Origin of the sequence: Thiohalophilus thiocyanatoxydans (assembly GCF_004366735.1) — a bacterium.
In the GTDB taxonomy this organism is placed as follows: Bacteria; Pseudomonadota; Gammaproteobacteria; order UBA6429; family Thiohalophilaceae; genus Thiohalophilus; species Thiohalophilus thiocyanatoxydans.
In genome coordinates, this window is the sequence record NZ_SOQX01000001.1 from 21,148 (window position 1) to 47,914 (window position 26,767).

Genomic DNA, 26,767 nt, shown 5'->3' on the forward strand with positions numbered 1-26,767 from the left:
GATTTTCAAAAGTATGACCTATCCATACTCCAGGGAGCAATATTTCTTTATCCTGAATAACTACCGGCTTGCACAGAAAACGTATTCTGTATAGAGCGTGTTTTATCGATCCTTTGTATGCTATTTTATCCCCATGAATAAATATTTACTTTTACTACCGCTCTTTCTGGTTATTTCCTCCAATCTTTTCAGCCAGCCCCTCGTTGATGCCCATGTACATTACAATGACTCCAACAGAGATATCTACTCCCCTGAACAGATAATTAGTATATTTGAAAAGAATAACATTAGTCAGGCGTTTGTTACTGCTATGCCGGCGCAAAACGCTGCCACGCTCTATCAGACCGATGCAGATCGAATCATTCCTTTCCTTGGCGTCTACAAACAACCGCAGGACAAACAGAACTGGCATCAGGACACCAGTCTTCCGGACTATATTGAAAAACAACTTGAAGACGGACCCTGGCGTGGTATCGGCGAACTGCATATCTTCGCAAAAGATCGCCACAGCCCGGTGTTACACCGGCTGATACAACTGGCCGCGCAGCACAAGCTACCATTGTTAATGCATAGCGATCCGGCGGTGATCGACACTATTTATGAGACCGAGCCCGGAGTGACGGTGATCTGGGCTCATGCCGGCGCCTATCCGTACCCGGATTTACTGGATGATTATCTGCAACGCTACCCGGAATTGTATGTGGATGTGTCGGTGCGAAATGATCGTATCGCCCCAAATGGCCAGCTTGCTGACAAGTGGTACAACCTGTTTATACAACATCCGGAACGGTTTCTGGTGGGGGTGGACACATACAGTACCCAACGCTGGGGAAATTATCATGCAGAGGCTGCACTCCTCAGACAATGGCTGAAACAACTGCCCTCGGATGTTGCCGATCGCCTGGCCTACAGGAATGCCGAAAGACTGTTAACCCATCAGGATCGGAGCAAATGAATCCAGCCTGAGTTGACAGGCAACGTGAATCACCTTTAACAGTTGCGGTAACTATCGCCAGATTGGCAGTGAGCACGGACTCCGGCGCGCGGCGTCTTCCCAAACCGCCCGCTCATCAAACAACCGGACCCGGGCGGGCCCGATAACAAGTCCGGCACGCATCAACGCGCTCTCAAAGCACGCTGGTGTGGCAGCATCCTGTTACGCTCCTCCCTGAACGCCTGAAAGGCGAATAGCTGAATTATCCGACTACGGGAATCAAGCGTCGGACGCTCAACCGACCTGGTCGAGTTTCCTGGGCCGGAATTTCACGCCAAGGTGTTCGGCAATATCCTGGCAGGCATGGATATCGACCCCTTCGAGCCCATTGACTGCGGTCAGGGTCACATCCATGCCGCGCTGGCTGGCCCGGCGGGCAAAGTTTTGCAAGGCCATGAAGGCCCCGTGACGTTTCGGGCGACAATGATGTTCGTACAGTGGCTCATCCTGGGCGTTGAGGGAGATTGAAACGGCATCCACCACCTCCGCCAGCCGCGGTGTCACATCACATCCATGTACCAGATTGGCCAGTCCATCCGTATTGATCCGGATCCTGACGCCTTGCTGCTTGAGCGCTCCGGCAACTTCCAGCAATACATCCAGGCGTAATGTCGGCTCCCCATAGCCACAAAACACAACTTCCCTGTATTGCGCGGGATCACCGATTGCCGCGAGAATCTGTTCTACGCCCGGTTCCTCGTGTAACCACAAATTGTAACCCTGTACATCCCAGCTGCCGTTGAACTTGGGACAAAACCGGCAGCGCAGGGTACAGTGCCAGGTGATGTTCAAATAACAGTTACCATGCAGACTGTAGGCGAGGGTTTCTTTCGGTTTTTCCATGGCTTGTGTCGAAGACGGCATTTGTACCCCTCTCGTCCCGGGCTGGATGCACAGTTTACCCGGCTCTTATATTATCCTTCGTTGACCTGGATCAATTGAGCCACCCGCCTCCTGAAGTAGCCTGCATTGTCCTGACAAAACGACCATGGCTTGCTGTTTCTCCCAATGACCCTCGCGGATTACGTCAATACTTTCGGCCAGACGATGTTGTCGCGTTATGGCGAGCGGGTTCACAAACTCGCCATCGATGCCGGCTTCACCTGCCCCAACCGGGACGGCACGCTGGGACGGGGCGGCTGCACCTTCTGCAACAATGTCTCCTTCAGTCCCCACGGCCGTCAGCCCGATCCAATCTGTACGCAACTGGATAACGGCCGCCGGGTTCTCGTCAAACGCACCGGCGCGAAAAAGTTTCTCGCCTATTTTCAGGCCTATACCAACACCTACGATGATGTGCAGGAACTGCAACGCCGCTACGATCTGGCCCTCTCCCAACCCGGGGTCATCGGCCTGGCCATCGGGACCCGCCCCGATTGCGTGCCAAAAAAGGTGCTGGATCTGCTCCAGAACTATCACCAGCAGGGTTATGAGATCTGGCTGGAGCTGGGGCTGCAATCGGCTTTTGACGAGAGCCTCGAGCGGGTCAATCGCGGCCACGGCTTTGGCGAATACCAAAGCGCGATCCACGCGGCACACCGGCGCCAGCTGCCGGTCTGCACGCACCTGATTCTCGGCCTGCCCGGCGAGTCACCGCAACATACCCGCCTGTCCTTATCCCGGGTCCTGAACGAAGGTGTCGAGGGACTCAAGCTGCATCCGCTGCATGTGGTCAAGGGGACCCGGCTGGCCAATCAGTGGCGCCGCGGCGAGTACGAGCCCTGGTCCATGACGCAGTATATGGAGACCGCGGCCGACCTGGTGGAGATGACCCCCGCGGAGATCATTTATCACCGCCTGACCGGGACCGCCGCAGAGACACTCCTGCTGGCGCCCCACTGGTGCAACTGGAAATGGAAGGTGCTCAACGGGATCGAACAGATCCTGAGCCGGCGCGGCAGCCGCCAGGGCATGGTCCCCTGCCGTGAGGCGATGTCATGAGCGGCAAGGTCGAACTGGTCGCGCCCGCCGGGAGCTTTCCCGCCCTGCGCAAGGCGGTGGATAACGGTGCCGATGCGGTCTATATCGGCTTTCGGGACGCCACCAATGCGCGCAACTTTCCCGGTCTTAACTTCGATGAAGGCACCGCCGGCGAGGCCATCGCCTATGCCCATCAACGCGGCAGCAAGGTGCTGCTGGCGCTGAACACCTATCCGCAACCCGGGAGCTGGCCCATCTGGACCGCTGCCGTGGACCGGGCCGCCGCGCTCGGCGTGGACGCCCTGATCCTCGCCGATACCGGGCTGTTGCGTTACGCCCGTCGGGAACACCCCGAGCTGCGCCTGCACCTCTCGGTCCAGGGCTCGGCCACCAGTTACGAGGCAATCGCCTTCTATCGCGAGCAGTTCAATATCAAGCGAGTGGTGCTGCCGCGGGTCCTGTCGCTGACCCAGGTCAAACGCATCATCGCCAACACCGATGTCGAGATCGAAACCTTTGCCTTCGGCTCCCTCTGCGTCATGGTCGAGGGACGCTGCTATCTCTCCTCCTATGTCACCGGCGAGTCGCCCAACACCTGCGGCGCCTGCTCGCCGGCCCATGCGGTGCAATGGCATGAAACCGACGCAGGCCGCGAAGTCCGTCTGAATGACGTGTTGATCGATGTCTATAAACCGCAGGAGAGCGCCGGCTATCCCGTGCTGTGCAAGGGTCGCTTCGAGGTAAACCAGGAACTCGGCTATGCCCTGGAGGAGCCGACCAGCCTCTCGGTGCTGGACATCCTGCCGGAGCTGGTACGCAGCGGCGTCAGTGCGATCAAGGTCGAAGGCCGCCAGCGCAGTCCGGCCTATGTCGCCCAGGTCACCCATGTCCTGCGCCAGGCGCTGGATGCCGCGCAGCGCGATCCCGACAACTATACGCCCCGCAACGACTGGATCCTGCAGCTCGATAAACTCGCCGAAGGCAACACCCACACCCTGGGGGCACTGGATCGCCAATGGCAATGAAACTCGCGCTCGGCCCGCTTCTCTATTTCTGGCCCAAAGAGCAGGTGATCGATTTCTATCGGCAGGTTGCCGAGTGGCCGGTGGATTGTGTCTATCTCGGCGAGGTGGTCTGTTCCAAGCGGCGCGCCCTGCGCCTGGATGACTGGCTGCAGATCGCCCGGCAACTGCGTGCCGCCGGCAAGGAGGTGGTCCTCTCCAGTCTGGCCCTGATCGAGGCCGGCTCGGAAATCAGCACCCTGCGACGCATCGCGCAAAACGGCGAGTTCATGGTGGAAGCCAATGACATGACCGCGGTGCAGCATCTCAAGGGCCGGGAGTATGTCGCCGGACCCCATCTGAACATCTACAACCCCGAGTCACTGGCGCTGCATTACGACAATGGTGCCCGGCGCTGGGTCATGCCGGTGGAGCTGTCGCAACAGACCCTCGCCGCGATGCAACAGGCCAGGCCCCCGCAGCTGGAGACCGAAGTCTTTGTCTTCGGCCGCCTGCCCCTGGCCTTCTCGGCCCGCTGTTTTACCGCCCGCGCCTGCCAGTTACCCAAGGACAACTGTCAGTTACGCTGTGGCGATTACCCCGACGGCCTGGATATGCAGACCCGCGATCAGCAGTCGTTTCTCACCCTCAACGGCATTCAGACCCAGTCGGCGACCACCTGTAACCTGGTCCGGGCCATTCCGACCCTGGATGAACTGGCGGTGGATGTCCTGCGGATTTCACCCCAATCCTCTCATATGCAGGAGATTGTGACGCTGTTTCGTCAAACCGTGGCGGGGGACATCGATCCCGCCAGCGCCGAATCTCAGCTCAATGCATTGACCATCGGATCCGCCAGTAATGGCTACTGGCATGACAGTCCCGGCATGCAATGGATCGAACAGCAACAGCCCTTCGGGCTAGGGACGAGGTACGAGTAACGAGGGACGAGGAAGTTATTCACCACGAAGGCGCGAAGACACGAAGTGTTATGTTGACTGCTTGTGACATAGTGCAGCGGTATCAAGCAGCGCTCTGTGGGAGCCGAGCCTCGACGATCGCACCATCCTCAACCCATCGGCCAGAGGGCTCGCCTCCTACACGACGCCGGCCCGATATAGCATCCTGCAGACATAAATCCATCGTGTCGAGCTATAGTTCTTTTCCTCGCCCCTCGTCCCTTCCAAAACATGCAGCATGTAGGCCCGATATAGCGCAGCGGTATCGGGCATTACCCCGGAATTGCCGGACACCGCGGAGTTTATGCCCGAAGGGTGCTCAGTCCGGCCTACTCACTTTATACTCTGGCTAATCCTGTAGGTCACGCTGGCGTTAGCCTGCGTGACACCCTGCCAATACGGAGAATGTCAGGTAGCGCTGAGCGCAACCTGACCTACACCTCTACACACCTTTTAGGAACAGATATTCAGGGAAGAGGAAATTATTTAGCCGAAGACACGAAGATTATATCAATGACCTGTTCGTATCCCGGTGGCGGGGCTTTTGAAATACTGTCCTCGTCACTCGTCCCTTGGACCTCGGCCCTGCCAGACTGCCAACGGCAGTTTGGCAAGACGCTTGCCCAGCACCGACTGAAAATGGGCTTCCCAGTCGTAGTCGAGACTGTCGAGCAGGTTCTTGATATACAGCCCGGTGGCGGTCTCACCCTCGATTTCCAGCTGCCGGTTGAAGAACAGGGTATCTGGATCCTCGGCGCGGCTGGCCAGTTGCCAGAAATGTTCCAGACTGCCGCGAATACAGACATCCCAGTTCTCTTTGCCGACGTAGCCGGTGCGATACAGACGCCCGCGCTTGACGGTGAAATTGAGGCAGGTTCCCGTGTCGGTGATCTCGATCGCCAGCCGTTTGCCATTCAGCGTGTCGAGTTGCTCACCGATCGCCTGCCCCCTGAGCAGATGGTTGAACGCCCTCGCCAGCAGCGCCGTCTGTACGGCAGGAGGCGTCGCGCGCATGGCCAGCGACATCGGTTTGAGTGGCGCTTTCATATTCGTCATCCTGATAGGTAGGGACCGTCAGATTAGCGCCGCAGGCAGGGAGAACGATTGATCCGGATCAAAAAAGCGTCCGCCAATGAACGCGAATAAACGCCAATGAGTTTAAATAAGTGTTCCGAATACCAGCCCAGAGAGATTGCTTCGTACGTTGTTCCTCGCAATGACCTCTCTATTCACAGTCATTGCGAGCGAAGCAATCTTTTAAAAAAAGTGATCGGGTATTCGGAACACCTATTTAATGTATCAACGACCATTCTGGATCCACCTTCAGTGGACTGGAGAGACTCAACGTTAAACAACCCTCACTCGCAATTATCTTATTTGCGTTGATTTGCGTTCATTCGCGGACTGGATTATTTCTCTCACCGCATCACGCCTCTGGGTGAAGTATAGCTGTCCAGTACGCTGATGTAGTTGACCCGCTGATAAGCACCGGGATCGGGGGCGTTACGGTAACTCATACTGCCTTTGATCTGCTGGACCGAGTCGTACTCATACTCCTCCAGCCATTGGCGCATCTCATCCAGTATAATTCCAAGGTATTGCGGCCCCTGTTGTAGCAACACACTGCACAGATGCACGACATCCGCCCCCGTCAACAGGGCCTTGATCCCGTCCCGGGCGGTATGAAACCCGCCCGTGGCGGCCAGCGACAGATTCACCCTGCCGTGCAATAACGCCAGCCAGTGGATACGCAGCAAGGACTCATACGAGGTCGACAGGTGCAGGGTCGGCTCAATACGCAGCTCCTCCGGATCGATATCCGGCAGATAGAAGCGGTTGAACAGACTGACGCCGGCCGCGCCATGTTGCTCCAGACTGCGCACAAAATGCAGCGGCGAGCTGAACTGGGACGACAGCTTGATATTGATGGGAATGGTCACCTGTTCCTGCAGGCTTGAGAGAATATCCAGGTAACGCTGCTCGACCTCGCCACTGCTCTCTTCATTGTCTGCCGCAATGTAGTACACGTTCAGTTCCAGCGCGTCGGCACCGGCCTGCTGCAGTTGCTTGCCGTATTCCAGCCAACCGCCGGGGGTCGTGCCGTTGAGACTGGCGATCACCGGGATATCCAGTTCGCGTTTGAGCCGTTGCAGCTGCTCCAGGTATTCATCCTGACAGGTCTTGTACTCATCCGGTACCGGATGAAAGCTTTCCATCTCGTTAAACCCGATCGATTGCTGATGAAAGAAACGATCCAGCTGATGCTCTTCCTGGTCGATCTTTTCCTCAAACAGCGAGGGCATGACGATTGCCGCGGCACCGGCATCGCGCAGTCGCAACGCCGAATCCCGATCGCCGGTCAATGGCGAGGAGGAGGGAACCAGCGGGTTGGCCAGCTGCAGGCCGAGATAGTCGGTCGTCATATCCACCATTTTCAATCCTCCGCCTTGTTTTTGTCCTGATTCATCCCGGCCTTGACGGCGGCCGCACTCACGCTGTTATCCCAATCCAGTTCCGATAACTGTTTGTAATAGTGATAGCGATGTTGCACCTCCTGCTGTGCCTCCTGCATAAACTGTTCGGCCGCTTCGGGGTGGGTGTGCCAGAGCATACTGAACCGGGTCTCGCTTTGTGCAAACTCCCGATAGGGGATCGACGGTTCGCCCGAGTCCAGGTGCAGGGGATTTTTGCCCTGCCCGATACGCCCGGGATCAAACCGGAACAGTGGCCAGTGCCCGCTGTCGACCGCCAGGTTCTGCTGGCGATGATTGTTGGAGAGATCCACCCCGTGGGCAATACAGGGGGAATAGGCGATGATCAATGAGGGGCCGGCATGGGCCTCGGCCTCCAGAAAGGCACGTAACGTCTGAACATCTTTGGCCCCGTAGGCCACATGGGCGACATACACATTCGCGTAATCCATCGCCAGCAGGGCCAGGTCCTTCTTGGCGGTCGGCTTGCCGCCGGCGGAAAACTTCGCCACCGCGCCGCGCGGTGTCGCCTTGGAGGTCTGTCCGCCGGTATTGGAATAGACCTCGGTATCCAGCACCAGAATATTTACATCGGCGCCGCTGGCCAGCACATGATCCAGCCCGCCGTAGCCGATGTCGTAGGCCCAGCCGTCGCCACCGACGATCCAGACGCTCTTGCGCGCCAGGTTTTCGGCCAGCTGTTTCAGCACAGGCGCCCGCGGATCCTCGAGTCCGGTTAACTGGTGGCGCAGCTGTTCGATGCGCTGGCGCTGATCGTGGATACCGGCCTCGTCTGACTCATCGGCATTTAACAGGGCGTCGATCAGGGTCCCGTCCAGCTGCTCACGCAGCGCCTCGAGCAGCTCCCGGGCCTGTTCACGCTGCTTGTCGGCAGCCAGCCGCATGCCCAGACCGAACTCGGCATTGTCCTCGAACAGCGAGTTGTTCCAGGCCGGACCGCGACCCTCCCGGTTGGTCGACCAGGGGGTGGTGGGCAGATTGCCGCCGTAGATGGAGGAGCAGCCTGTGGCATTGGCCACCAGCATGCGATCGCCAAACAGCTGGGTCGCCAGTTTCAGATAGGGGGTCTCGCCACAGCCGACACAGGCGCCGGAGAACTCGAACAGGGGCTCCATCACCATCGAGCCCTTGAGCGTGGTCACTTTCAGTTCACGGCGATCGTACTCCGGCAGATCCAGAAAGAAGTCAAAGTTCTCCCGCTCCTGTTCCCGCAGCGGCGGTTGCGGCGCCATGTTGAGCGCCTTGCGACTGGCATTGGATTTGTCGTGGATCGGGCAAATGTCCACGCACAGACCGCAACCGGTGCAATCCTCCGGCGCCACCTGATAACTGATCAGCATCTGCTCGGGGAAATCCTTGCCCAGCATCGGATGCGCCTTGAACTGCGCCGGCGCGTCATCCAGTTCCGCCCTGGCGAAAATCTTGCTGCGGATCGCCGCATGGGGGCAGACCAGCGGACACTTGCCGCACTGGGTACACAGTTCCGGCTCCCAGACCGGGATCTCCAGCGCCAGGTTGCGCTTTTCATAACGGGTCGTCCCCAGCGGGAAACTGCCGTTGGCCGGCAGGCGACTGACCGGCACCTGGTCACCGCGCCCGGCAATGATCTCGCCGGTCACCTCCCGGACGAATTCGGGCGCCCCGGCGGGCACCGGCGGGGCAATCTCGAACTCGCTGTCCGCCTGGTCGGGAATACTTACCTCGTGCAGGCGCGCCAGCGTCTCATCAATCGCCTTGAAGTTGATCTCGACAATCCGCCGGCCCTTTTTGCCATAGGTTTTCTCCACCGCATCCTTGATCGACTTGATGGCCTGCTCCTGGGGCAGGATTCCGGAGATGGCAAAAAAACAGGTCTGCATGATGGTGTTAATCCGCTGACCCATTCCGGCCTGCTCGGCCACCGCATAGGCATCGATAGTGTACAGGCGAATCTGTTTGTCGAGGATCTGCTGCTGCATCGTACGCGGCAGGGTCTGCCACACCCGCTCGGCCGGTTCCGGCGAGTTGAGCAGAAAGACGGCGTTATCGGCCGCCATGTCGAGCATGTTGTAGCGCTCCAGAAACACCGGCTGATGGCAGGCGACGAAGTTGGCGTCATTATCGCCAATTAAATAGGTGGAATGGATCGGATTGGGTCCGAAGCGCAGGTGCGAGACCGTCACGGCGCCGGCCTTTTTCGAGTCATAGACAAAATAGCCCTGCGCGTGCAGTTCGGTGGACTCGCCGATAATCTTGATGCTGTTCTTGTTGGCGCTGACCGTACCATCACTGCCCAGACCGTAGAATACCGCCTGAAAGGTCTGCTCATGGGCATCGGTACGAAACGCCGGATCCCACGCCAGGCTTGTCCCGGTCACATCATCATGGATCCCGATGGTGAACTGGTTTTTCGGCCGCGCCTTGCCCAGCTCATCGAACACCGCCTTGATCATGCCCGGCGTGAATTCCTTGGAGGAGAGACCGTAACGCCCGCCGATGATCTTCGGCATCTGCTCAAACTTGCACGCCTCACCGCTGTAATGTTGCGCCACCGCCGTCACAACATCTTTATACAACGGCTCACCATCGGCGCCCGGCTCCTTGGTGCGATCCAGCACGGCAATGTGCCTGACGCTGTCCGGCAGGCTGTCGATCAAAGCGTCAGCATCGAACGGCCGATAGAGACGCACCTTGAGCAGGCCGACCGATTCACCCTGTTGCAGAAGATAATCGATCGTCTCCTGAGCCGCTTCGGCGCCGGAGCCCATTAACACCATCACCCGCTCGGCCTGCTCGCTGCCGTGATACTCGAACAGCCGATACTGGCGCCCGGTCAACCCGGCAAAGCGGTCCATCGCGCCCTGCACGATGGACGGCATGGCCGCATAGTAGGGGTTCACGCTCTCACGCGCCTGGAAATAGATGTCGGGATTTTGCGAACTGCCACGCAGGACCGGGTGTTCGGGAGAAAGCCCGTTGGCGCGATGGCGCTCGATCCATTCATGCGGGATCATCGCCTTCAGCGTCTCGTCCTCAATTCCCTGAAGCTTGGCCACTTCGTGGGAAGTCCGGAAGCCGTCGAAAAAATGGATCAGCGGCACCTGCCCTTCCAGACTCGCGGCCTGGGCGATCAGGGCAAAATCCATCACCTCCTGTGGTGAGTTGGCACACAGAAAGCCGAAGCCGGTCATGCGCGCGCTCATCACATCACTGTGGTCCCCGAAGATCGACAGCGCCTGACAGGCCAGCGAGCGGGCGGCCACATGAAACACCGCCGGGGTCAGCTCGCCGGCGATCTTGTACATGTTGGGGAGCATCAGCAGCAGTCCCTGCGAGGCGGTAAAGGTGGTGGTCAGGGCACCGCCCTGCAGGGCACCATGCACGGCGCCGGCGGCGCCACCTTCACTTTGCATCTCCACAATCCGCGGCACCGTGCCCCACAGATTGGTCTGTCCGCGCGACGACCACTCATCGGCCCATTCCCCCATCGGCGAGGCCGGGGTAATAGGATAGATGGCGATCACTTCGTTAAGTTTGTGCGCAATCGTGGCCGCGGCCTGGTTACCATCGATAGTCAGCGTAGCGGGTACAGACATGAGGCAGGGCATCCTTTTGCTTGGCTTGATCATCACTAAAGATAGAAGGCCCTGTCTGTTTCGTCTACGCAGGGCTGACACACATTTCTCTTTCCGGGATAAAGCGATCAATTCTGTTTTGCATACAGGAAGACAAAGTTTATATGGTTTATTAAAGATCAAGACGGTACAGGCAGTTATCCCGGATCGGAGCCGGTACTTTGAGCGGGGAAAGCCTACTGATTTAATCAACCATCATGGTCACGCAGATAGTCATTCAATATCACCGGCTTGCGGCGCTGATAACGGTGAAACTCCATCCCTTTCGGCAGGCAAACTTCCATCATCATGGGCAGATGATCCGAGCCGAAATGTTCAAGCTCTCTGACTTCGCTCACCGTTAACTCAGAGGTAACAAGGATATGATCAATATTGTGTTGCGGCCGCCAACTCGGAAAGGTATGCAATCCTTCAATTGGTTCGTGCAACCGGGTATTGCTAATCAGGTACTGCATCTCTTTGCTGTCATGGCGACAATTCATATCGCCCATAATAATCGCGTGCGGGAAGCGGTTGACGATATCCGCCAGATAACTCATCTGTATAAATCGCGCGCGACGGCTGAGCGCCAGATGTACCACGATCACCGCCAGGGTGTCACCGCCCGAATCATAGCGGGCGAGAATGGCCTGTCTTCCCGGAATCAGTCCCGGCAGTCGAAGGTCCGTGACTTCGGTGGGATGAAAGTGGCTGAGCAGGCCGTTACTGTGCTGGGCGAGGCGCCCGAAGCGCCGATTGACCTGATGATGCCAATAGGGAAATCGGCCCTGTTCCGCCAGATATTCGGTCAGGTTGATGAAATTGCTGCGCAGGCTGCCGGCATCGACTTCCTGTACACCAACGATATCAAAGTCCTTCATCATCTGCGCAGCGAGGTCCAGGTTACCCAGACGCTTGGCACAAGGTAAAAGATGCCGCCAGCTGCCCGTCAGATATTGATGGGGCCGACTGGTTTTGATCCCGACCTGAACGTTGTAACTGAGTATTCTCAGTACTTGTGCCCCGGGTTCGGTTTCAATGGGTTTTGGCATGATTGCTTAATCTATATCGGGCAAATCATCTCACCCAGCTTCTGGGTGAGCTTGAGATTCTCACTGTAATCAACCGGACAGTCGATAATACTTACCGTGTTATCGGCCAGGGCGGTTTTCAACGTCGGCAGCAAGTCCTCGCCTTTTTCAATTCGATAACCCCTGGCGCCGAAGGACTCGGCATATTTGACGAAATCCGGATTATTGAAATCAACATGTGACTTACGGCCGAAGCTGCTCATCTGTTTCCATTCAATCAGACCGTAGCCATTATCATTCCAGATCAGGATAACTATCGGCGTTTGCATGCGCATCGCGGTCTCAATCTCCTGGGAATTCATCAAAAATCCCGCATCCCCGGTTACCGCGACTACCTTGCGATCCGGGAAGGCAAGCTTGGCGGCGATCGCACCGGGCAAGGCAATACCCATACTGGCAAACCCGTTGGAAATCAGGCAGGTATTGGGAAATTCGCAGCGGAACATGCGTGCCATCCACATTTTGTGCGCGCCCACATCACACAGGGCGATATCCTCCATATCCATGGCTGTACGCAGATCCCAGATGATCTTCTGCGGCTTGAGCGGCAGATTAACATCATCCTTGTGCTGGTTCATGTCCTCGATCAATGCACTGCGCAGACTCTTCATCGCGGTACCGGTGTGCGGACTGGCCACCTCCATAATTCGCAAAAGGGAATGCTTGATATCGCCGACCACGCCAACGCTAACAGGATAGAATGCATCGACTTCGGCCGGAGAATTGTCGATGTGAATAATAGTCCGGTCCCTGGTCGGGTGCCACAGATAGGGATGGTACTCAACCAGATCGTAACCGACGCAGATAATTACATCGGCCTTGCTGAAACCGCAACTGACATAGTCATTGGCCTGCAATCCGGCGCTACCCAGTGCCATGGAATGCTTGAACGGAATCGCCCCTTTGGCCATAAAAGTGTTGGCCACCGGAATCCGCATTCTCTCGGCAAAGTCTGCCAGCTGCTGCCAGGCACGGCTGCGGATTACGCCGTTGCCAGCCAGAATAATCGGGTGTTTGGCCCGCGAGATAAGATCCGCGGCCCGATCCACTTTTTCGCCCGGGGGCTCGGGCGGATACGGGTAACTGACCGGCAGAGGCTGTTCATCGATCTCCATTTCCGCAATATTTTCCGGAAACTCGATAAAGCAGGCACCGCTCTTTTCGGTCTGCGCTACCTTGAAAGCCTTGCGTACGACCTCGGGAATGATATCGGGGCTAAGCAGGCGCGATGAGTATTTGGTAATCGCACGGAATATCTCTTCCAGATCGAGGACCTGATGAGACTCCTTGTGCAGACGGTGCGTGCTGGCCTGGCCGGCTATTGCCACAAGTGGCGCATGGTCCATGTTCGCATCCGCCACGCCGGTAAACAGGTTGGTCGCGCCCGGTCCCAGTGTTCCGAGGCAAACACCGGCCTTGCCGGTAAGCCGCCCGTAAACATCGGCCATGAACGCCGCGCCCTGTTCGTGGCGAGTGGTAACGAAGGTAATGTCCGAATCCAGCAGTGCGTCCATGACATCCAGATTCTCTTCCCCGGGGATGCCGAAAACGTATTCGACTTCCTCGTTTTCGAGACAGCGTACGAACAGTTCCGCGGCTTTCATTGACTCTATCTCCTGCTGTTTACACCGATTTCCGGTCATCCCCGGCCATCGCTACGTCCTCTTCACCGCCATCTGCCGTAGCCGGGACCGCCGGAATACGATGCGATGCTGACACTCTTACTCGGCGTCGGTATCAAGTAACTGCTTCACCACGCCCAGCATCTGATTGTGGCCTCCCGACATGGGACCATCAGTTCTGTATTTGCCATCGATGATCAGTGTCGGGACACCTTCGGCGCCATATTGCCTGGTCAGCTCAATCGCCCGGCGTACCTTGCTGTCCACCGCGAATGAGTTGAACGTGTTATTGAAGCTCTCGGCATCGACGCCAAACTCGGCAAAAAAAGCTTCCGCCTCATCGCTGGTATGAATATGCTGACCCTTCTCATGGATCCGCTCAAACAGTGGGCCGTGGATATCGTCAAGCACATCCAGAAGCTTGGCGGTGTAGAACAGCTTGGCATGGAAGGCCCATTTGGGGTTGGGTTTCCCGGTCCGCGGATGCATAAACACGGCCGGCACCCGTTCGAAGCCAACATTTTCCGGCTTGTTCCTGACCCAGTTGTTGATTTTCGGCTCGAAATTATAACAGTGCGGGCAACCGTACCAGAACAGTTCCACGACCTCACGGGGCTTGTCGGTCAATGTTTTCGCCGCCGGAGAAATGGTCCGGTACTCGATCCCCTCGGCATATTCCCCCATCGCCGTGGCCGGGATCAGCAGCGCTGCGGCTAAAATCGGTGCCCATATACGTAAAATCGCCTTCATTAATCACTCCTCTATTACCACTGATTATCAGACTATTCAAACTCACTGCGCGAAGCAAGTAACAGCCCGCCGATTCCCCTTACAATACGCATCCGTTAAGCTACGCCCTGCACAATGAGGAGATTGCCATGCCAACGAAAAAACCTGCCAAACAGATCGACATTGCCGACTTTCTGAACCAGCAACACCTATGTGAATCACTCACTTTAAATGAAGTCAAAACCCTGATGGAGTTCACCGAACCGGTCTTTTTCAACAAAAATGCGATTATCGCGGATATCGGTGAAGTCGGCGAGGCTCTGTTCTTTATTATAAAAGGTGAAGTGGTCCTGTTTTTTGAAGATCATGGCAAGGATCTGGAGATCGGGCGCCTCATGGAAGGTGAGGTCATGGGCGAGATGTCCTTTTTTGACCGCCAGGCCCGCTCCGCCCGAATCCGCGCCAGCGCAAGCGACACCCGACTGCTCAAGCTGACCCGCACCATGTACAACCGCCTGCGCGTCGAGCACCCCTTCATCGCCGTCAACCTGCTGGAACACGCCATTATCAGCCTGGACCACCTGTTCCGCCGGCTGAGCGTGGACATTGCCAGCTTCAATCAGTACATGTACGGCAACGGCCCACTCCGCTAACACTTCGCTCAGCACCGGAAAGTCAACGCGGAGTTCTGTGAATCGGACTCGGGGAGTTGCGACCAATAACTATATGATAACGCTTCATCATGTCAGTCTGGCCCGGCGGTCCCTTCCATCGTAAAAACCGCTGACAACATAATTTTTCCTCCGCGACTCTGCGCCTCCGCGCCCTCTGCGTTTGGTTAGCAGAGGGCGGGAAAAATGTTACAGCTCCCCGTAGGAGTGCAGGCCGGAGAGGAACATGTTCACCCCGAGGAAGGCGAAGGTGGTGACGAACAGGCCGATGATGGCCCACCAGGCCAGTGGCGCACCGCGCCAGCCCTTGGTCAGACGCATGTGCAGCCAGGCGGCGTAGTTGAGCCAGACGATCAGCGCCCAGGTCTCCTTCGGATCCCAGGACCAGTAACCACCCCAGGCTTCGGCGGCCCACATGGCACCGAGGACGGTGGCGACGGTGAAAAAGGCAAACCCCAGGGCGATGGACTTGTGCATCACTTCGTCGATGGTTTCCGCCGGAGGGAAATAGCTCAGTACCCGTTGCTTCTGGATACTCAGGTAATAGATGGCCAGCAGGAACAGTGCCGAAACCACGAAGATCAGAGTATTGACGGTACTGGATACGAAGAACAGGGCATAACCCAGAATACCAAGCCCCACCAGGTTCATGACCACCATCCAGATTTTCGAGGTCCCACCTCCCCTGGCTGCATTTTCCCGGATCAGGTACAGCACACCCAGCATGGCAGCCAGGGCAAATGCGCCGTAACCGACAAAGTTGGCCGGGACATGGATTTTCATCCAGTAACTCTGTAACGCCGGCACCAGAGGTTCGATTTCATGCGCGCCTTTTTCGAAGTGATACCACAATAAAAATGCGATCGAGGCGGAAATGACCAGCAGCACAAATGCCCCCATCGCCTTGGTCCGGGTGCGGGCCTCATAAAACAGGTAGATCAACGCGGTAATGATCGCGAACAGGATAAAGACTTCGTACAGATTACTGACCGGGATATGGCCGATGTCGTGGCTAATCAGGTAGGACTCGCGCCAGCGCACCATCAGGCCAACAAAACCCATCGTGGTGGCGACCCAGACCATGGCCGTGGCGATGCGCCCGATAAACTCATTGGGCCTGACCAGATAGACAAAGTAGACCACCGTGGCCATGACAAACAGGGCGCTCATCCACATGGTCGCTGACTGGCTGGAAAACAGGAACATGAGGAAGAAGTTCTGCTCGGCCTGTCCCAGATCATTGCCATACAGGCTGACAGCGAAAAGACTGACAGCGGCGATGGCGATCATCAGATAGCGGGTCGCCTTCCAGTACCAGCCCAGGGCGATCAACGCCAGAGCGGTACCGAACAGGATACCGACCTCGTAATGATCCATCAGGGCCGAGTATTTGTTCCAGGCAAAACCGGCACCGAACAGCAGGACCGCCGCCCATATCCAGTCGAACGGACTCAGCTGTTTAAAAAATGACTGCTTGCCGAAGTTCTCGTTCAGTTGTTCCTTGGTTACCGCCATATGCTGTCACCTGTCTGTCGTTATTGGCGCGATGAATAATGTTGATCCAGTTCATCGCCAAGACTATCGAAAACCTTGTTGAAATCACGCTGATTCCGGTTACCCATACCGGCCAGCATAACACGACTGCCCTGGCCTTCCGGGCGAATCATCACCCACAGCCGCTGATGGGTAATATAAAACATCATGAAGATACCGACCATCAACATCACGCAACCGAGATAAACCACATTTTTACCGGGGGAACGGGTGATCTGCAGGCCGGAGGCCTCGCGCAGGTCAAAATCACTCAGCTGCAGATAGAACGGCGAACCATAAGGCCCCATGGATGCCAGGGCATTAATCGCGTCCTCGAACCAGCGATCCTGCTCGGGCGTGATACCCGCCTCGGAGACCGCGCCCTCATCCTCCAGCAGTTCCCAGTACATGTTTTCCAGCACCGAGTTGAGGATCTTCAGATAGGTTTCCGCCACCTGTGCCTGTTGCTGTTCAGGCACGGTTTCACGAATACGTTGATCGATCGCCTGATAGCCACCCCGGACAAACTCGTTGGTCAGACGCACCATGGAAGTGACAATGTTCTGCAGCATGGCTTCATCCTGGATATCCGCCGAGGACATGGCCTGACTGGCACTTTGTTTCGCAACATGGCGAACCCGCGCTTCGTCATTCAACCAGCTATGAAAACGCAAAAACCGATCGATAGACATTTTGTCATCGGCCGGAATATGCAAATACCGGAAAGGCTCCGCCTGGCTTTCACGCATCCCGCTTAAAAAGAAATAACGCCCTTCTTGCTCCACCGGCGCCATGTAATTCACATATTCCCGCGCCTCACCGCTGGGACGACGCAGCTTGAAGGTAAAACTGGGCCCGAAATTAACAAACTTCTTGTCACTGCGGCCCATTTCGCCGCCGCGGACCATATCGCTGCCGCTAACCGCCTCGCCGCCGTGTTCCACTTCACCGGCCTCGGTCACCTGTTCGGCGGGGAAAACATTAAACTGCTGAAAATCCTGAAACTCGATCGCCATGGTACCGTCCGGCGTCTCAATCTCGCGCTGGGCGTTGACCTTGCCCTCCAGCTCCACCGGCTCGGAAGCCGAATCGAACAACGGCCAGGCCGTGAGCTCCATACTGGTTCCGCCGTCGGCAAAACTGGCCTGATAAATCGCGTGCCCGCGATAGATGAGCGGATGGTTCACCGCAATTGTCTCCTCCAGCGGCTCATCCAGTTGATCATCATGAATCAGCAGATCACTTTCAAACGACTTGGGCTGACCGGAATCATAATATTCGACCCGAAACTCCTTGAGCTCCACGGCAAACGGCAGCTCCTGCACCAGATAGCCGTCGCGAATATTCAAAAATACCAGGTTGCTGACGCTGTCTTCGGGGAGGGTAATACTGCCGCGAAAGGACCAGTTATCACCCGGGCCGAGCCGGCTGACATCAGGCACCTCGCTGGCGGAGATGTCCCGGGTTTCCAGTTTGAGGTTGCCCAGCCATTCTTTCGCTGACAAATTGAGGTTGCCGTCCATCAGCCCGCCCACACAAATCACCACGATACCCACATGGGTGAACAGGTAGCCCAGGCGGTTCATATGACCTTTCATGAACGCCATGACGGTGGTCCCGTCCGCCGTCTTGCGGCGCACCCGGTAGCCTTTGTTCTTCAGGTAACCGGCAAAGGTCCTCTCTACCGACTCAGGCGCGTCGTCAAGCGTCCACTCGCGGAAATTGCGCATCACCCGCAGGGACTTTTCCTTCATCGTCAGGCGGTAGTGCTGCATATCGCGCAGCATCGACGGGCCATTGCGATAAATACAAACGCTGGTGCTCAACAACAAAAAGCCGAGCAGCAGCAAAAACCAGAGGGCGCTGTAGACATCGTACAGATCCAGCGCCTTGAAAATCTCGTGCCAGTAAGGGCCGAACTTGATGATGTAATCCTGATAGGGCTGGTTTTGCTGCAGGACGGTCCCGATCACCGAGGCGACAGCGACCACCACCAGTATGGTAATCGCAAGATTCATGGAACCGAGGAACTCCAGCCACAGGCGGACCGGTTTTTGTTGTTTGGATTTATTTACCATCTCTCGCCAATCTAACTATCAATTTGGGGGTCACGCTATCACACATCCCGGTAAATTTAACCGCGGGATCATTCAGGAGAAGGGAGCCATCCGCTTCACTGTGCCGGAGCCATACTGCATACTGTTGAACAAGACCCGGCGACTGTTAATGTTATTATTTAGAATTGTCGTTTGCGGCCACCGACGGGCCGTTACCCAGTTTATGAGTCACCGCCCGGCGGTGTAAGTTCCCGGGATCGGAAAAAGTCTGTATCTTCACGCAAAAAAGGGCGGAAATCCGCCCTTTTTATTACTTCGTTTGTCGAGCACCCTCAGGGGGAGACATCAGTGCAGGCCGGAAATGTAGGAGGCAACCGCCTCGATTTCCCGATCACGCATATTCGAAGCAATATCCTGCATCATCCCGTTCTGGTCGTTGGTGCGCTTGCCGTCACGAAAATCTTCCAGGGCCTTCACCAGATAATCGGTGTGCTGACCACTTAACAGTGGAAAATTCGCGGGCGGATTACCGTTACCGGTCGGACCATGACAGGCGATACAGGCACTGACGCCTCTGTCGGGATTGCCACCGCGGTAGATTTTCTCGCCCAGCTTCGCCAGTTCCTCGTCGGCCTGCCCCATGCTCACGGACTGCTCGGCATAGTAGGCACCCAGATCCGCCATATCCTGCTCACTCAGCCCGGCTACCTGACCCGCCATAATCGGATCAGAGCGGGTTTCGCCCTGTTTAAAATCCGCCAGCTGCTTGGCAGTGTAGCCGGCGTGCTGACCCGCCAGCTTGGGGAAATCGGCATTTTTACTGTCACCTTTCTCCCCGTGACAGGCCACACAGGACTGGGCCTTGGCTTCTCCCGCCTCGGCGTCCCCGTCGGCCGCGAAAGCGGCCGACGGGGCGAACAGGGAAGCCGCGAGAATACTAACGAGCGTTGTATACTTCATTTGTGATTAAACCAACCTTGCGATTATTGACAAACTTGTTCGGTGTTTACTCGACTTCAGTGAGCATGTAATCAACCGCGGCCTTAACATCCGCATCGCTCAGATCCGCACGACCGCCCTTGGCCGGCATCGCCTTGAACCCGTTGATGGCATGATCATACAGGGTGTCCTTGCCTTTCTCCAGACGATCGCCCCAGGCGCTCTTTTCCAGCTTGGGCGCGCCGGCGGCACCGGTGCCGTGGCAGGCGAAACAGGCGTCCTGATAAACCTTCTGACCCCCGGCGGCCTGGGCAACGGAAGCCAGACCCAGCATGGCCAGTGATACGACAGTACCCGTAATTACTTTTTTCATTTGTCTACTCCTGAACTTGAAGCTTATGTTGATGATATAGATAAAACTTTGACCATGACGCCATCACCAAGTTCGCCATGCTAGAATCCCGTGTATATTTAAAGCGGCTGACTATATATCAGTCGGCCGTACCCTGGTCAAGACGGTCCATTATACCCTACAGTCACCACGAAACCCACTATTGAGCCCTGTGAGCAACCAACTCAACCACTTACGCCGCCCCTACGCCGAAATCCGCTTCCTGCTCAGCGTCCCGCAACCGCACCAGGCGCCGGCGGACAGCGGGTTTGAGGTAGCCTTCGCCGGGCGGTCCAATGCCGGCAAATCCAGCGCGCTCAACACCCTGACCGGGCGCAAGGCCCTGGCCCGCACCAGCAAGACGCCCGGGCGCACCCAGCATCTGGTCTTTTTCGCCCTGGACGACCAGCGCCGGCTGGTGGATCTGCCCGGCTACGGCTTCGCCCGGGTGCCCGAGGCCGTCCAGCGCCAGTGGGGCGAGACCATGGCCACCTATCTGCAGCAGCGCCAATCCCTGGCCGGCCTGATCCTGCTGATGGATATCCGTCACCCGCTGACCGACTATGACTGGCAAATGCTCGAATTCAGTCGCTATGCCGACCTGCCGGTGCATATCCTGCTGACCAAGGCCGACAAGCTCAAACGCGGCCCGGCCCAGAACACCCTGCTGGCAGTACGCAAACAGCTGGCCGACTACCCGCAGGTCTCCCTGCAACTTTTCTCGGCCACCAAAAAACAGGGGCTGGAGGAGGCATTACACGTGATAGGCCGCTGGCTGGACCTTGATCCCGCTCAAGGGAAATAAAAAAAACCCCGGAACAGGGGTTGGGATGTGGGGAATTGCATCATTCCGGGGTCAAGTTCGCCCGGCATTGGGGACCGGGTCTTGAATCCCGCTCTGGGTAAAGCGGGGTCAGACGTTTACAGCCTAGTGCCTTCGACGCCCCGCCAACAGGCGGCGATTGTGAACGTTTGTTAAATCTGTATTCCCTCTCCCGTTTCAGTTTCATTTCAGAAAACCCCGCTAGACTTTGCGTACAGTCAGCCAATCCTGCCCGGAGGGCCGCGGGAGGCGACTGCCGCACTGCCACTTCAACGGGGAGATTTGTCATGTTCAAACGATTCCAGCTGCACACGGTGCTCGGCAGTTTGCTGCTGCTGATCCTGTTACTACCCGAGGCGAATGCCATGCCGGTCTTCGCCCGCGATTACCAGATGTCCTGCACCACCTGCCACAGCGCCTTTCCCAGGCTGAACGAGTTCGGGGAAAGTTTTGCCGACTCCAACTTCCGCCTGCCCAACTGGAAGGACAACAGCGTGGTCACCGGCGACGACATGCTGGCCCTGGCCAAGACCCCGCCGGTGGCGTTCCGCGCCCAAGGCTTTGCCCAGGCGCGTGATGCCGAGGCGATCGATGTAGAGAGCGGCGAGACCACCGAAGTCGATACCGATTTCCAGTCGCCCTATCTGATCAAGCTGCTCTCCAGCGCGCCACTGTCGGAGCACATTACCTACTACTTTTACGCCATCTTTGCCGAGAAGGGCGGCAACGGCGAGACCATCGTCGAGGACGCCTGGTTCTCCCACGACGCCGTGTTCGGCTCGGAGGTGGGCATGATGCTGGGCCAGTTCCAGGTCTCGGATCTGATGTTCCCGCGCGAGACCCGGCTCACCTTCCAGGACTACATGGCCTATCGCATGGCCGGGATCACCTATGACCGCGGCACCATCTTCGACACCCGCGCCGGACCGCTGGATCTGGCCGTCGGCCTGGTCAACGGCAACGGGATCAAGCAAAACGTCACCATCAACAGCCCCGGCTATCAACGCTCCGACCATATGTTCGATAACGACACGTCCAAATCGGTGTTCGGGCGCATCGGCGGCGACATCGGCCCGGTCTCGGCGGGGCTGTTCGGTTTCAGCGGCCAGCAGAAAAATGCCCTCACGGATCACGACAATGAAATTTATGCCGGCACCGGCAGCGGCAACCGCGACACCGACAAAAACATCGTCGGCCTCGATTTCAACGGCAAACTCGGTAACAAGACCTACTGGTTCGCGCAGGCCCTGTGGAACGAATGGGACGGCTTTATCGAAGCCGACCAGACTTACGACTGGTTCGGGGGCTTTGTCGGCATCGACTACATCCACAGCCCGCGCTGGGCCCATTCGTTGCTCTACAACTACGCCGATGCCGGGGATCTGGAGAACACCGATACCATTTATGAAGGCATTGCCATGGAGACGTTGACCTACACGGCCTCCTATTACTTCATGCGCAACGTGAAGGGGGTGATCGAGCTCAACGCCGATCTGCAGAGCGAGGTCGACAAGCGCGGCACTTACTGGACCGGCCACCTGAGCAATGAGAATTATCTGCTGCTGGGCTTTGACGCCGCCTTCTAGTCAGGACGGGAATTGAACGGGCAAAAAAATGCCCCGGACGAAGTGGGGATAAAGTGCCGTCCGGGGCCTTCAAAATAGTCCGGCTTGGGGAAACCGGACTTTTTTAATTCCCACTACAGGGAGGGTTGCGGGAATAAGCGCATTACTGCGCTCATTAACTGTGACACGCCGCAACGGGATTAGTTCCGGCACGGATCACAAATCGACAAACCCGCCCGACAACCTCCCTCAGCGGGTCAGATGCAAGAAGTGCATGTGCTTCTCATACTGGGTCAATACATCCCCGATCACCTGCTCCTCGACATAACCCCAGATATCGTAATGCTGGCTGCCTTCGGCCAGATAGACCTCGGCCCGGTAGTAGCGTTTGCTCGCATCCGGTCCGGCGACATCGAACTCGGGAAAGGCAAACGTCGGCAACAGATGGCCGGCGGCATACACCCCGTAGGTAAACTCCGGCTCCTCGCCGTGTTTGACCCGCAGTTCGACACTCTTCTCCCCTTCATCCAGCTCCACCTGGACATCCGTATCCACCTTGCGAATCTCTTCGGCGACCTTCTCCAGCGCCGGCTTGACGGTGCTGCGCAAAAAGTTGAGCACCTCGCCTTTTTTCGGATGACTGATCAGCTTTTTCAGCCGCTGCTGCCACTGGACCCGGTTCGACGAGACCATCGGCGTCGGGGGCACGGTATCAAAGGCCAGACGCTTCATCCCCTCCATGCGCAACCCTTTCCACAGCCCGTAACAGATAAACAGCATAACCACACTGAACGGCAGCGCCCCGGCGATGGAGGCGGTCTGCAGGGCGGCCAGGCCGCCGGTCAGCAGCAATACGGAGGCCACCACCCCTTCGCTGATCGCCCAGAATATCCGCTGGCGCACCGGCGGATCGGTATGCCCGCCGGAGGTTATAATATCGATCACCAGCGAGCCCGAATCGGACGAGGTAACAAAGAAGGTCACCACCAGCAGCGTGGCGATACCCGAGGCAAGCATCGACCAGGGCAGCTGTTCGAACATGGCGAAAACCGCAATGGACGCATCCTCGGAGACCGCATCCGACACCACCCCGGCCAGCTCGCCCAGCTCCATGCTGATCGCCGTGCCACCAAAGAAGGTCATCCACATAAAGGTGAAGCCGACCGGCACGAACAACACCCCGAGAATAAATTCACGAATGGTGCGCCCGCGCGAGACCCGCGCGATGAACATGCCGACAAACGGCGACCAGGCCATCCACCAGCCCCAGTAGAAGAGGGTCCAGCCGCCAATCCAGCCGGTAGGATCGTAGGCGTACAGATTAAACGTCATGTCCACGAGGTCACTGAGATAACTCCCGGTGTTCTGGACCAGGGTATGCAGCAGGAACAGGGTCGGCCCGACGATCAGCACAAACAACAGCAGCAGGATCGCCAGCACCAGATTCAGTTCCGACAGGCGTTTGATACCGGCATCCAGCCCGGCCACCACCGAGGCAGTGGCAAAGACGGTGATCACCGCGATAAGCCCGATCTGCATCGGTACCGACTGCGGGATCTCGAACAGGTAATTGAGGCCGGCGTTGACCTGCAGCACACCCAGCCCCAGTGAGGTGGCGACGCCGAACATGGTACCGAGTACCGCAAAGATATCGACCACGTGGCCGATCGGCCCGTAAATGCGTTCGCCGATGAGCGGATAAAGCGACGAGCGAATGGTCAGCGGCAGATTGTGCCGGTAGCCGAAATAGGCCAGCGACAAACCGACCACGGCATAAATCGCCCAGGCATGCAGCCCCCAGTGAAAGAAAGTAATCGACATCGCCTGACGCGCCGCCGCGGCATCGCCCCCCTCGCCCACCGGCGGACTGCTGAAATGCATTACCGGTTCGGCCACACCGAAAAACAGCAGCCCGATCCCCATGCCGGCGCTGAACAACATGGCGAACCACGACAGATAACTGTAATCCGGATCGGAGTGATCCGGTCCGAGTTTGATCTGGCCATAGGAGCTGAAGGCCAGCACGATGCTGAACACCAGAAATACCGCTACCGCCAGCAGGTAGTACCAGCCGAAGGTGTCGATAATCCATTGCTGGACATTATTGAAAACGTCACCGGCGAACTCCGGCACCGTGGCGCCGAAGATCACGAATGCCAGAATCAGGACGGCGGAACCATAAAAAACCGGGGGGTTGATTTGTGATTTCTTTTTTTCGGCGCCGGCCCCGGCGCCCGGATTATTATTATTCACATCTCCCTCCTAATAGCTGGCCACACCGCATGCCACAGCGCGACATCGTGCGAGTATAACGCGCCCGAACAGAACAACAACCCGGCTAAAGGGACGCCAGAGGTTCAATTTTCACGCCTTACAGACGTTCGGTTGCCTCAGGCGTAGTCCTGCAACAGCTGTTCAAGGCGCTGCGTAATTCGCCGCCAGCGCCCCGAATCCATCGACAGGCCGAGCAGCTCGGCGGTGAAGTGACTGGAATAGGGTGTCTCGTCCATCGGGGCCGCGGCAATGACCTCCAGCCGTTCGCGGCTGGCATGGTACTGCGCCACCAGAAAATCGATCATCGACTCGCTTAATGGCAAGCGGTACACACGGGTAATGCGCAACGCCAGATGTTCGGCGCTCTTACCCAGATCCTCCTGGACCTCTCTGACCGCGGCCGCCCCCAGCCCTGCCTTGGCATCGGCGCTGAAGCCGGTCTCCAGTCCACCCAGATACGCCGCGCGACTGCTGTAAATGGCCCGCTGGACACTGGCATCGGCAAGCTGCACATACGGCTGCAGAATCAGGGCCAGACGAATCGCCAGACGCTTGAGATCCTCCGCCTGCAACGGCCGCCCCCCGCGCTGCAGGCCGGCCTCGCTATGTTGATAACCGAGATCCCGCAGATAGTTGCAAAACTGACGGGCAATCTCGATCTTCTGCGCATCATCCAGGACAATCGAATCCTCGCGAATGCGCAGGCCGCGGGCGCGGCGGTGCGGCAATGCAAAGCGTTTTTCTGCCGGGGAAGAGCGGCGACGTAACTCTTCCCAGCGCCGCAGATCCCGCACATAGCGTTCCCGCCATTTATGCAGCTCCTCAACGGCGCGGCGACTCTGACGCACCTGTTCCAGAATCGTTTTCAGCTGGGTCCGGTCGTCCGGCCGTCCCCGCGACACCAGCCGTTCCAGCCCTTCGGTCAATTGCGTCAATAATGCTTCCGGCGCCAGACCGCTCACCGACTCATCAAGGCCCAGCTCCGGATAGTCCATCAGCCGGGCGGCCAGGGCATGCAAACGGCTCAGCGCCATCGCCTGACTGACACTGTAGCGACTGCGCGCCGCCTCCACCTCGTCCAGACTGCGCACCAATTGCCAACCGCCCTCGTAATCGATCACCAGCCGGGTAATCTCGCGGCCGCTGAGCAACTCGAAGACCAGCACCAGCAGCTCCTGAACATCTTCCAGTGCCATCAGATCCAGGTTGTGCTCGTCGGCGGCGGAGAAAATGGCGCCCAGAAAGTTGTCCCGCCGCGGCACGCCGTGTTCAAAAGACGGGGCCACGCCCGTCAGACGATCGCGCAGCAGATCGGCCTCGTCCGGCGCCGTGGCGTGAATCTTTTCCAGCGCCGCCGCCCGGGCCTCGGCGCTGGCATGGATCAGATCCTGCACCCGGCTGCGCAGGCCCAGGCGCCGGTAGATCTCGATCTGCTCGGTGATCTCGGCCAGGCTGGCATCCCCGGTCAGCTCCCGCACCGCCAGTGCCACGCTCTCGGGACTCAGATCCAGCTCATGCAACAGCGCCCCGGCCGCACGCAGTCGCCGGGCCTCCGGCGTCAGCGCCTGCAGGACACCATCGCGACTCTCAAACAGCAGATCCGGCAGCAAATCGAGTGTCTTGCTCAACACCTCGCGGGCATCGTCCTGGCGCCGGCCACGCAACACTATCGCCACAAAACGGGCCAGCAAACCGATCACACCCAGGATCAGCGTATAGGCGGCAAAAAAGACAAAGTTCTCTAGCGGGGCGGCATGCCCGAAACCCAGATAATAGCCGCCCTCCATGGCCAGAAAGGTCACCGGTCCCGCCGTCCACAACAACTGCAACAGGGTCAGGCTCCAGGGCGTCTTGCGCACGCTCGACACCGCCTCGTCGATACGGCTGTGACCGACCCGCTCCAGGCTGATGCGTTCCTGATCCAGCCCGATCAGTTCATCCTCGTCTGTTTTATTTTTACGCCAGGGGAGTTTCACCAGGATCCTTGTGTAATATGCGCAGAAGAAGTTAAGCGGATTATTTCAACTTGTACCATGTCCTCACAACAACAAAAGCGTGCCACAGCACAAAGATAGCGAATCAACGTGCCGGCACCAGCCGGTTCTGTACCGCC

General features: G+C 57.7%; 20 protein-coding genes. 7 read left to right on the forward strand and 13 right to left on the reverse strand.

Annotated elements, in window-relative coordinates; translation table 11 throughout:
* The first annotated feature begins 133 nt into the window (after window positions 1-133).
* Complete coding sequence (locus EDC23_RS00115; protein ID WP_134080247.1) at window positions 134-955, forward strand: amidohydrolase family protein; 822 nt, start codon at window positions 134-136, stop codon at window positions 953-955.
* A 273-nt stretch (window positions 956-1,228) separates the two neighbouring features.
* Here EDC23_RS00115 and EDC23_RS00120 read toward each other — a convergent pair whose 3' ends face one another.
* Window positions 1,229-1,858, reverse strand: coding sequence for a TatD family nuclease-associated radical SAM protein (locus EDC23_RS00120; protein ID WP_243830669.1), 630 nt, complete (start codon window positions 1,856-1,858; stop codon window positions 1,229-1,231).
* A gap of 144 nt (window positions 1,859-2,002) precedes the next feature.
* Here EDC23_RS00120 and EDC23_RS00125 point away from each other — a divergent pair, with 144 nt between their 5' ends.
* From EDC23_RS00125 to ubiV, 3 genes are read left to right on the forward strand one after another with little or no spacing between them, the layout of a single operon-like run.
* Window positions 2,003-2,935: a TIGR01212 family radical SAM protein gene (locus tag EDC23_RS00125; protein WP_134080248.1), complete on the forward strand. Its 933-nt coding sequence runs from the start codon at window positions 2,003-2,005 to the stop codon at window positions 2,933-2,935.
* On the forward strand, window positions 2,932-3,939 hold the full coding sequence (gene ubiU / locus EDC23_RS00130; protein WP_134080249.1) for a ubiquinone anaerobic biosynthesis protein UbiU: 1,008 nt from the start codon (window positions 2,932-2,934) through the stop codon (window positions 3,937-3,939). Before EDC23_RS00125 ends, ubiU begins: the two co-directional genes overlap by 4 nt.
* Window positions 3,930-4,856 carry a ubiquinone anaerobic biosynthesis protein UbiV gene (gene ubiV / locus EDC23_RS00135; RefSeq protein WP_243830670.1) on the forward strand — a complete coding sequence of 309 codons (927 nt, stop codon included), beginning with the start codon at window positions 3,930-3,932 and terminating at the stop codon, window positions 4,854-4,856. The genes ubiU and ubiV overlap by 10 nt, the downstream gene beginning before the upstream one ends.
* 579 nt (window positions 4,857-5,435) lie before the next feature.
* On the opposite strand, the gene ubiT is transcribed toward ubiV, so the two are convergent.
* The 6 genes from ubiT to EDC23_RS00165 all read right to left on the reverse strand — a co-directional run bounded on the left by ubiT (window position 5,436) and on the right by EDC23_RS00165 (window position 14,422).
* Complete coding sequence (gene ubiT / locus EDC23_RS00140; RefSeq protein WP_166668727.1) at window positions 5,436-5,921, reverse strand: ubiquinone anaerobic biosynthesis accessory factor UbiT; 486 nt, start codon at window positions 5,919-5,921, stop codon at window positions 5,436-5,438.
* 371 nt (window positions 5,922-6,292) lie between these two features.
* Entirely contained in the window at window positions 6,293-7,306 is a 1,014-nt protein-coding gene (locus EDC23_RS00145; protein ID WP_134080251.1) for a dihydroorotate dehydrogenase-like protein, read from the reverse strand.
* 2 nt (window positions 7,307-7,308) lie between these two features.
* Window positions 7,309-10,941: a pyruvate:ferredoxin (flavodoxin) oxidoreductase gene (gene nifJ / locus EDC23_RS00150; RefSeq protein WP_134080252.1), complete on the reverse strand. Its 3,633-nt coding sequence runs from the start codon at window positions 10,939-10,941 to the stop codon at window positions 7,309-7,311.
* A 227-nt stretch (window positions 10,942-11,168) separates the two neighbouring features.
* Window positions 11,169-12,011: an endonuclease/exonuclease/phosphatase family protein gene (locus tag EDC23_RS00155; protein WP_134080253.1), complete on the reverse strand. Its 843-nt coding sequence runs from the start codon at window positions 12,009-12,011 to the stop codon at window positions 11,169-11,171.
* 11 nt (window positions 12,012-12,022) lie between these two features.
* The gene (locus EDC23_RS00160) at window positions 12,023-13,693 is read right to left on the reverse strand and encodes an acetolactate synthase large subunit (RefSeq protein ID WP_279585908.1); all 1,671 of its coding nucleotides are present in this window, start codon (window positions 13,691-13,693) and stop codon (window positions 12,023-12,025) included.
* Between the two features lie 78 nt (window positions 13,694-13,771).
* On the reverse strand, window positions 13,772-14,422 hold the full coding sequence (locus EDC23_RS00165; protein WP_134080255.1) for a thiol:disulfide interchange protein DsbA/DsbL: 651 nt from the start codon (window positions 14,420-14,422) through the stop codon (window positions 13,772-13,774).
* A gap of 128 nt (window positions 14,423-14,550) precedes the next feature.
* Between EDC23_RS00165 and EDC23_RS00170 the strand changes: the two genes are divergently transcribed.
* Complete coding sequence (locus tag EDC23_RS00170) at window positions 14,551-15,054, forward strand: Crp/Fnr family transcriptional regulator (protein WP_134080256.1); 504 nt, start codon at window positions 14,551-14,553, stop codon at window positions 15,052-15,054.
* Window positions 15,055-15,261: 207 nt separating this feature from the next.
* Here EDC23_RS00170 and ccsB read toward each other — a convergent pair whose 3' ends face one another.
* From ccsB to EDC23_RS00190, 4 genes are all read right to left on the reverse strand, one after another.
* Window positions 15,262-16,587: a c-type cytochrome biogenesis protein CcsB gene (gene ccsB / locus EDC23_RS14220; protein ID WP_134080257.1), complete on the reverse strand. Its 1,326-nt coding sequence runs from the start codon at window positions 16,585-16,587 to the stop codon at window positions 15,262-15,264.
* A gap of 20 nt (window positions 16,588-16,607) precedes the next feature.
* Window positions 16,608-18,683, reverse strand: coding sequence for a cytochrome c biogenesis protein ResB (locus tag EDC23_RS00180; protein WP_134080258.1), 2,076 nt, complete (start codon window positions 18,681-18,683; stop codon window positions 16,608-16,610).
* A 324-nt stretch (window positions 18,684-19,007) separates the two neighbouring features.
* A complete protein-coding gene (locus EDC23_RS00185) occupies window positions 19,008-19,622 on the reverse strand; it encodes a c-type cytochrome (protein ID WP_134080259.1) in 615 nt (204 codons plus the stop codon).
* A gap of 46 nt (window positions 19,623-19,668) precedes the next feature.
* Complete coding sequence (locus EDC23_RS00190) at window positions 19,669-19,974, reverse strand: c-type cytochrome (protein WP_134080260.1); 306 nt, start codon at window positions 19,972-19,974, stop codon at window positions 19,669-19,671.
* A gap of 190 nt (window positions 19,975-20,164) precedes the next feature.
* Here EDC23_RS00190 and yihA point away from each other — a divergent pair, with 190 nt between their 5' ends.
* Window positions 20,165-20,797: a ribosome biogenesis GTP-binding protein YihA/YsxC gene (gene yihA, locus EDC23_RS00195; RefSeq protein WP_134080261.1), complete on the forward strand. Its 633-nt coding sequence runs from the start codon at window positions 20,165-20,167 to the stop codon at window positions 20,795-20,797.
* A 305-nt stretch (window positions 20,798-21,102) separates the two neighbouring features.
* Window positions 21,103-22,401 carry a hypothetical protein gene (locus tag EDC23_RS00200; RefSeq protein WP_134080262.1) on the forward strand — a complete coding sequence of 433 codons (1,299 nt, stop codon included), beginning with the start codon at window positions 21,103-21,105 and terminating at the stop codon, window positions 22,399-22,401.
* Between the two features lie 228 nt (window positions 22,402-22,629).
* On the opposite strand, the gene EDC23_RS00205 is transcribed toward EDC23_RS00200, so the two are convergent.
* Together EDC23_RS00205 and EDC23_RS00210 are read right to left on the reverse strand one after the other, a co-directional pair.
* Entirely contained in the window at window positions 22,630-24,633 is a 2,004-nt protein-coding gene (locus EDC23_RS00205; RefSeq protein WP_134080263.1) for a BCCT family transporter, read from the reverse strand.
* 137 nt (window positions 24,634-24,770) lie between these two features.
* Window positions 24,771-26,630 (reverse strand): hypothetical protein, encoded by a 1,860-nt coding sequence (locus EDC23_RS00210; protein ID WP_134080264.1) that lies wholly within the window; start codon window positions 26,628-26,630, stop codon window positions 24,771-24,773.
* Window positions 26,631-26,767 lie beyond the last annotated feature (137 nt).